Source organism: Bifidobacterium leontopitheci (assembly GCF_009193355.1).
Lineage (GTDB): Bacteria > Actinomycetota > Actinomycetes > Actinomycetales > Bifidobacteriaceae > Bifidobacterium > Bifidobacterium leontopitheci.
In genome coordinates this window covers 1-8,274 of record NZ_WBVT01000065.1, presented here as the reverse complement: position 1 = coordinate 8,274, position 8,274 = coordinate 1, and the positions used below count along the sequence as shown (strand labels likewise).

Sequence of the window (8,274 nt, the reverse complement as noted above, 5' to 3'; positions counted from 1 at the left end):
CACGCAGAGTTACATTGATGCGAGCGTCGGCAGCGTCAATTGTGTATAAGGGACAGCCCCCGTCAATATCTTGAAAACCGTAGGGAAATATGCTTTCTGTGAGCGAAATCACCCGGACACCCACCGCCTTGGGCAGGTGGTCGGACTAAGCTAACGCGAAGAAGTAGCCGGGCGAAGCCGTCCGCAGCGTGCCTGCCAGCCGTCCGAGGCGGCTCCATGGCACCTGCGGGGAGGCGCCATCCCGGAGGTCGGGAACTAAGAGGAACACATGGTTGACACCGCATCGAACGTGACCACGGACGCCGCCCGCGCTGCGAACGCGCGCGTGAACACTGCGCCTGACGCAGGCGCGGCCGCGGCATCGGGCAAGCCCCTGCGCGTGGGACTCGACATCGGCTCCACCACGGTCAAGGCCGTGGTGCTCGACCAATCCGACGCGCTCGCCGACACGCTGTTCTCCGACTATCGCCGCCACCACGCCAACGTGCGCGCCACCGTCGCCGGGCTCCTCAAGGACATCCACGCCCGTCTGGTCGACCTCGGCCGCGGCGACGAGCCGGTCCGCCTCGCCATCACCGGCTCCGGCGGCCTCGCGCTCGCCGACAACCTGCACGTCCCCTTCATCCAGGAGGTCATCGCCGAGACGCGCGCCATCGACGAGGAGTACCCGCAGGCGGACGTCATCATCGAGCTCGGCGGCGAGGACGCGAAGATCACGTACCTGAAGCCCACCCCCGAACAGCGCATGAACGGCTCGTGCGCCGGCGGTACGGGCGCGTTCATCGACCAGATGGCCACCCTGCTCGACACCGACGCGTCCGGCCTCAACGAGTACGCGAAGGACTACAAGACCCTGTACCCGATCGCCTCGCGATGCGGCGTGTTCGCCAAGACCGACCTGCAGCCGCTCATCAACGACGGCGCCGCCAAGCCGGACCTCGCCGCGTCCATCTTCACCGCCGTCGCCACGCAGACCATCGCCGGCCTCGCCTCCGGCCGCCCGATCCACGGCACGGTCATCTTCCTTGGCGGCCCGCTGTTCTTCATGAGCGAGCTGCGCGAAGCCTTCCACCGTGCGCTCGCCGGCAAGGTCGACGAGTTCATCGTGCCGAAGGACGCCCACCTGTACGTCGCCTACGGTTCGGCGCTCATCGCCGGCGAGAAGGACGGCATCGACGTCGACGGCACCCACTTCGAGCCGCGCACCTGCACCGACATCATGCAGGCGCTGGACGACCTGAAGAATATGCCGGTCGACACGCCCACCATGCCGCCGCTGTTTGCCACCGAAGCCGACCGCAAGGCGTTCGACGAGCGCCACCACAGGGAGCACATCCACGTCGGCACGCTCGCCGGCGCGCACGGCCCGCACTTCCTCGGCATCGACGCCGGCTCGACCACCATCAAGGCCACGCTCGTCAACGACGACCGTGAGATCGTCTGGTCGTCGTACGCGAACAACGAGGGTAGCCCGTTGACCGCCGCGATCAACATCGTCAAGAAGATCCAGAGCGAACTGCCGGCGGGCGCGTGGATCGCCCGCAGCTGCGCCACCGGCTACGGCGAGGGCCTCATCACCACCGGCCTTCATCTGGACGAGGGCGTGGTGGAGACCATGGCCCACTACCGCGGCGCCGAAATGGTCAGCCCCGGCGTCACCGCGGTCATCGACATCGGCGGCCAGGACATGAAATACCTGGCCATCACCGACGGCGTCATCGACTCGATCGCCGTCAACGAGGCCTGCTCGTCCGGCTGCGGCTCGTTCCTGCAGACCTTCGCCCAGTCGATGGGCATGACCATCCAGGAGTTCACCAAGGCGGCGCTCGCATCCGACCATCCGGTCGACCTCGGCTCGCGCTGCACCGTGTTCATGAACTCGTCGGTCAAGCAGGCGCAGAAGGAAGGCGCGTCGATGGAGAACATCGCCGCCGGCCTGTGCTATTCCGTGGTGCGCAACGCCCTGTACAAGGTCATCAAGCTGCGTGACTCCGGCGAGCTGGGCGACACGGTCGTCGTGCAGGGCGGCACGTTCCTCAACGACGCCGTGCTGCGTGCGTTCGAGCTGCTGACCGGCCGCGAGGTGACGCGTCCGAACATCGCCGGTCTCATGGGCGCGTTCGGAGCGGCCCTCACCGCGCGCATGCATTACGTGGACGTCGCCGACGACGACCACGACCACGACGTGACGTCCGCTGCCGGCGCGGCCGCCGCCGAGGCGTCCGCGGCAGGCGACACGCCGAACAAGGCCGCGCACGAGGGCGAGGTCGTCGTCGACGGCGTGCACCACACCGCCAGCTCCATTCTCAGCGGCGACGAACTCGACAACATGACCATGACCAGCGAACGCGACGTGTGCAAGCTGTGCCAGAACCACTGCAAGCTCACCATCACCACGTTCGCCGACGGATCGCGGTATGTGACCGGCAACCGCTGTGAACGCGGCGGGGACGCGAAGAAGAAGCGCTCCGACCGCCCGAACCTGTACGACTACAAGTACAAGCGCTGCTTCGCCTACCGCCGCCTGACCGACAAGAAGGCCACGCGCGGCGAGATCGGCATCCCGCGCGTGCTCAACATGTACGAGAACTACCCGTTCTGGTTCACGCTGCTCACCTCGCTCGGCTTCAAGGTGATGATCTCCGGCCGCAGCTCGCACGAACTGTTCGAAACGGGCATCGAGTCGATCGCCTCCGAGAACATCTGCTACCCGGCCAAGCTCGTGCACGGCCACATCAAGTGGCTCCTCAACAAGGGTATCAAGACGATCTTCTACCCGTGCGTCAGCTACGAGGAGAACCTCGTGCCCAACACGGACAACCACTACAACTGCCCGGTCGTCGCCAACTATCCGGTGGTGATCGGCGCGAACATGCCCGAACTGCGCGCCGAGGGCATCCGCTACATGCGCCCCTACTTCAACCTCGCCAACCACGAGCTCATGGTCGACCGCATCGTCGAGGAGTTCGCTTGGGCGAACGTGACGCGCGAGGAGGCCGAGACCGCCGTCAAGGCCGCCTACGCCGAGGACAAGATCTTCAAGAACGACGTGCAGATGGAGGGCCTTAAGGCGCTCGCGTACATGAAGGAGCACAACTGCCGCGGCATCGTGCTCGCCGGCCGCCCCTACCATATCGACCCGGAGATCAACCACGGCATCCCCGAGACAATCTGCGCGCTCGGCATGGTCGTGCTCTCCGAGGATTCGATCTGCGAACTGCAGCCGGGCGAGAAGCTCGACCTGACCGAGTTCCTGGCCGAAGGCGAGGAGGATCCGCGCAAGAAGAACGCGGCCGGATTCCGCCACGTCGGCGACCGCAAGGTGACCGCCGCCCGCATGCCGCTGCGCGTCACCAACCAGTGGGCGTACCACTCCCGCCTGTACGCGGCCGCGCACTTCGTCGCCTCCTACCCGGGGCTTGAGCTCGTGCAACTCAACTCGTTCGGCTGCGGACTCGACGCGATCACCACCGACCAGGTCTCCGAGATCCTCGCCGACAAGGCCGACGTGTATACGCTGCTCAAGATCGACGAAGTGTCCAACCTGGGCGCCGCGAAGATCCGCCTGCGCTCGCTCAAGGCCGCCGTCGAGGAACGCGAGGCCAACAAGCGACGTCTCGCCGCAGCCGCCGCAGTGCCGAACAAGCAGGACCAGCCGGCGGATGCTGCCTCCGAAGCCAAGCGTCGGCAGGCCGAATCCGAACTTGCCGCCGCGCAGGCGCAGCTCAAGGCGGCGCAGGACACGCTCGCCGCCGCCCAAGCTGCCGTCGACAAGGCGCAGCGTGACGCCGCAGCGGCCGCACAACCGGCGCAGCCCGCCGCACCCAAGTCCAGCGGATTCCGGCACACCGGCTCCCAGGCGCCCACCCCCGGCCGCCAGGTCATGCTCGACACGGTCATGAAAGCCAATCCGAAGCTCACCGAAGCGGTCAAGGCAGCCTCGCGCAGGGCCGCGGCGAACGCGACAGGCAAGACCGCCGGCGCCGCACAGGCGGACAAATCAGGCAAGACGAAGAAGAAGTCGCACAACTCGGCGACCATGTCGAAGTACGCGAACAAGATCCCGTTCGGCAAGTCGATGAAGAAGGACTACACGATCGTCGGCCCCCAGATGAGCCCGATCCACATGTCGCTCGTCGAAGCGGTCATCCGCTCCGGCGGCTACAAGTTCGACCTGCTGAAGACCGCCAGCCGCGAGGACATCGAGCTCGGCCTCAAATACGTGAACAACGACGCCTGCTACCCGGCCATCATCGTGATCGGCCAGCTCGTCGACGCCATCGTCAAAGGCAAGTACGACCCCGACCATGTGGCGCTCGCCATCACGCAGACCGGCGGCATGTGCCGTGCGACCAACTACTTCGGCCTCATCCGCAAGGCGCTCATCGACGCCGGCTACCCGCAGGTGCCGGTCATCGCGCTCAGTACGCAGGGACTCGAGGACAACCCCGGCTTCAAGCCGACCGTGCCGCTGCTGCACCGGGCCATCAAGGCGCTCATCATCGGCGACCTGCTGCTCAAGTGCGTCAACCGCGTGCGCCCGTACGAGGTCACGCCCGGCAGCGCGAACGAGCTGTACCGCACGTGGGACACGATCGTGCGCGAGACCATCGAGCACCACGGCTTCTCCAAGACCGCGAAGGCGACCATCGGCAAGGGATACCTGCCGTACGACACGCTGCTCAAGGAGATCGTCAAGGCGTTCGACGCGCTGCCGTTGCGCGACATCCCGCGCAAGGTGCGCGTGGGCGTGGTCGGCGAGATCCTCGTCAAATATCATCCCGACGCGAACAACCACGTGGTCGACGTCATCGAATCGCAGGACTGCGAGGCCGTGGTGCCCGGCATCATGGAGTTCATGACCACCAAGCCGTACATCACCGACTGGAACGAGAAGCATCTCGGCATGGGCGGCAACCAGAAGCTGTACGCGCTCATGCGCTGGGGTCTCGACCGCTATCTCAACCCGGTGCGGCGTGCGATCGACCTGGCGCACGGCAAGTTCAGCCAGGACCTGCCGATGCCCGAGCTGGTCAAGAAGGCCGCCGAAGTCACGTCCGTGGGTGTGCAGGCTGGCGAAGGCTGGCTGCTGACCGCCGAGATCCTCGAGCTGATCGAGACGGGATGCCCGAACGTGATCTGCGCGCAGCCGTTCGCCTGCCTGCCGAACCATGTGACCGGCCGTGGCATGTTCGGCAAGATCCGCCGCCTGCACCCGGAGGCCAACATCGTCTCCATCGACTATGATCCGGGTGCCTCGCAGGCGAACCAGCTCAACCGCATCAAGCTCATGATCGCCGCCGCAAAGAAGAACCGTGAGAAGGCCGACGCTCAGGGCGGGGCAGCGGGTACCGCGGAAAGCGCAAAGCCGAGCGAGGCTCAGCTCACCTCCGCCGACTGATTCACCGTCACTCTGCTCGCCCTTGCACAGTGATGGTGACTGTAGACCCCCAGTGTTTTCAACGGTTTTCGCAGGTGCGTCACGCTGCACGCCCTTGCACAGTGACGCACCTGCGAAACCTCAGTCATTCCAAGGGGTCATCAGCGCGCGTCACTGAGACAGGGCGAGCAGCGTGACGTTATGGGACGCGACCTTATGGGACGTGACGTTATGGTCGGTCGCACGCCCCAGCCACCAGCCGGCTCGCACCAGCTCCCAGCCGGCTCACCCCAGCCAGGCGCGCGTGTAGGCGGTCAGACGCTTCCACGGCAGTCCGGACACGTCGATCGTCGCCGCCTTCTTCGCGACGATCTCGCGGTAGCGTTCCTCGCGCAGCTGCACCTTGACGTTGGCCTTCACATCGGCCAGCGGCGCCTTGCCGTCCACGCCCTCGACCGTCCAGTCGTGCGCGTCGTAGTACGCCTGCACGTCCGCGTCGGTGAGCGTCATGCCGGGGTTCTCGCTGTTGTCGATGTAGCTGTTCTTCAGCGCGGTCAGCTCGTAGTCGAGGTACACGTCGATGTCGTACGTGCTGCGGCCGTACACGATCTTCCCGTCCGACCGTTTCCGTGCGTTGGCCTTGTTCGCCGCGTTCATGCGCGCGACGATGGCGTCGTACGAGTCGTTCGGCACGTCGCCGATTGACTCGCCGACCAGGTAGGCGGCATGACGGGTGCGCAGCGTTTCGACGGTCTGCCTGACGAGCCATGCAACCGGCGTGGTCCGCTCGTCGCCGCTGCCGTACGTCTTCGTCCAGTCGGCGTCCTCGTCGTTGAGGTCGACGTCATACTGCTGTTTGAAATGGCTGACGGCCGCCGTGCGTTGCGTTTTCAGCGCCTGCCTGAACTCGGCTTCGGTCACGACCGTCGTGCCGAACTTCACCGTGGGGAACGCGGTGGTCTGCGTGGTCGTCGGCTTGGATGCCGCGTTCCGCTGCGTCATGACGAGCGCGACCGCGACGACGATGGTGACGACGGCGACCGCCGCGACGACGATGGCGAGCGGACGGAGGCCGCGATGCTGCTGTGACTGAGTCATGCCCGCCATGATAATACGTGCGCCCGGCAGCCGGCTGCCCAATCCGTCACAGCGGGTAGCTACCCGCTGTGACGCAAGGAGTTTTGTGCGCATGAACATTGGCATGCACACGGTTTGTCACAGCGGGTAGCTACCCGCTGTGACGGATTGGGCAGCAGTCGGGGTGCAACCCGGGCGGCGCTGATGGCGATAATGTGGGGGGTGACGTGCGCTTCGGGCGCGATGGCGTCACGCCTGGAACACGTCCGGGTGGTTCGGGTCGCCCGGCTCGTCGGCGAGCAGCCCCTCGAGACCGAGGAACTCCTTCCAGAACTCGAGCGGCTGGCCATACGGTGCCGCCTGCGCGCCGCGCGCCTGCAGCATCGCCTTCGCCTCGAACACGTCCTCCTCGCGGGTGCCCTCGAAGTAGCTTTCCAAACGCTCACGGTTCTGCGGCACGTAGAACAGGCTCGCGATGATCTCGGTGAGACGCTCCGCGCGCGCGATCGGCAGCGAATCCCAATGGCGCAGCTCGATGAAGTTCTTGAGCCGCACGTCGTTGAAATGCGTGGAGATGATGTGGTTGATCTCGTACGGGTTGAGCTCGCGGTCCGGATACACGTCGGCCGCGTTCTCGTAGAACGCCGGATGGTGCAGCTCCTTGCCGCTCAGCCCCTCGGCTTCCGGCGTGTGCGTGAGGTCGGCGAACATGAGCGGCGTGGAGAGCACGTCGTAGGCGTAGTCCTCCCAGCCGAACCGGTCATCGAACAGGCCGGGGATCACGTTCGTGCGCTGGAAGTCGAGATAGTCCCACATGCGCTGGCGCAGCAGCGGCCACGGGTTCGGCTCGCCCTCGAAGTACGGCGTGTTGCGGAAGTACCAGGCGAGGATCGGTCCGATGATAGTGCCGAGCCGCATCTTGTCGATCGAATCACGCTCGTCCACATAGTCGATGCTCACCTGCGTGGAGGCGGAGCAGCGCATCATGCACGGGCCGAACTGGCCGACGCGGCCCAGATACCGGGTCATCGCGTCATACCGGTCCTTGGGGTTGACCGGCACGTCGGCGAAGCTTGATTTCGGCTGGTAGCCGTAGTTGACGAGGCGGAAGCCCAGCTCGTCGAGCACCGGATCCACGTCGCGGCGGAACGCGCGGTAGATGGTGAGCAGCTCCTCGGGGGTCTTCAGGATGCCCAGCGAGCATTCCACCTGCCCGCCCGGCTCGAGCGAGACGGCGATGCCCTTGCGTGCGAGGCCGACGAGATGGCCGTTCTCCCAGTATTCCTTGTCGGCGTCATAGTAGGGTGCGATGCGTTTGAGCAGCGTTTCGATGCCGTTCGGCTCGTAGTAGCTGACCGCGGTGTCGTCGCCGTTGTGCACCGGCAGATGTTCGATCTCCACGCCGAAACCGCCGGTGCCGCGCTTCGAGCGTCCGTTCTCGAAGAACTTCAGCAGGCTGTCCACATGCTTCGGATTCGGCTTGGTGAGCAGGTGCGCGTAAGTGATTCTTCTTGCCATGGGGCAAGTGTACCCACAGCCGGGGAAAGCCGCGGCGGCGCGGTTATACGAAAAACCGATAACCGGCACGCCGTTTTCGTGCCGTTGCGCCGGTCACGGCGACGGCCTCGGCACAGGCCGACCATCGACGCCGGCAATTGTTATGACTGTTAACAAAACAGCGTCCGTGCGGCGCCACCGTGTTTATTTATCTGATGGGTTGAGTGGCGACGCTGACGCTCGCACCATGCGTGGTGTTGTTTGAAAACCTACGCGTGGGAGGGGACTTCAGCATGTGGCGCGTCGTGCGGCGCGTTTGC

General features: G+C 65.4%; 3 protein-coding genes. 1 reads left to right on the top strand and 2 read right to left on the bottom strand.

What is annotated here, in order from left to right:
- Window positions 1-268 precede the first annotated feature (268 nt).
- On the top strand, window positions 269-5,401 hold the full coding sequence (locus F7D09_RS10830; RefSeq protein ID WP_152235499.1) for an acyl-CoA dehydratase activase-related protein: 5,133 nt from the start codon (window positions 269-271) through the stop codon (window positions 5,399-5,401).
- Between the two features lie 264 nt (window positions 5,402-5,665).
- On the opposite strand, the gene F7D09_RS10825 is transcribed toward F7D09_RS10830, so the two are convergent.
- A complete protein-coding gene (locus tag F7D09_RS10825; protein WP_152235498.1) occupies window positions 5,666-6,478 on the bottom strand; it encodes a peptidylprolyl isomerase in 813 nt (270 codons plus the stop codon).
- Window positions 6,479-6,706: 228 nt separating this feature from the next.
- The gene (locus F7D09_RS10820) at window positions 6,707-7,975 is read right to left on the bottom strand and encodes a glutamate-cysteine ligase family protein (RefSeq protein WP_152235497.1); all 1,269 of its coding nucleotides are present in this window, start codon (window positions 7,973-7,975) and stop codon (window positions 6,707-6,709) included.
- Between the last annotated feature and the right edge of the window lie 299 nt (window positions 7,976-8,274).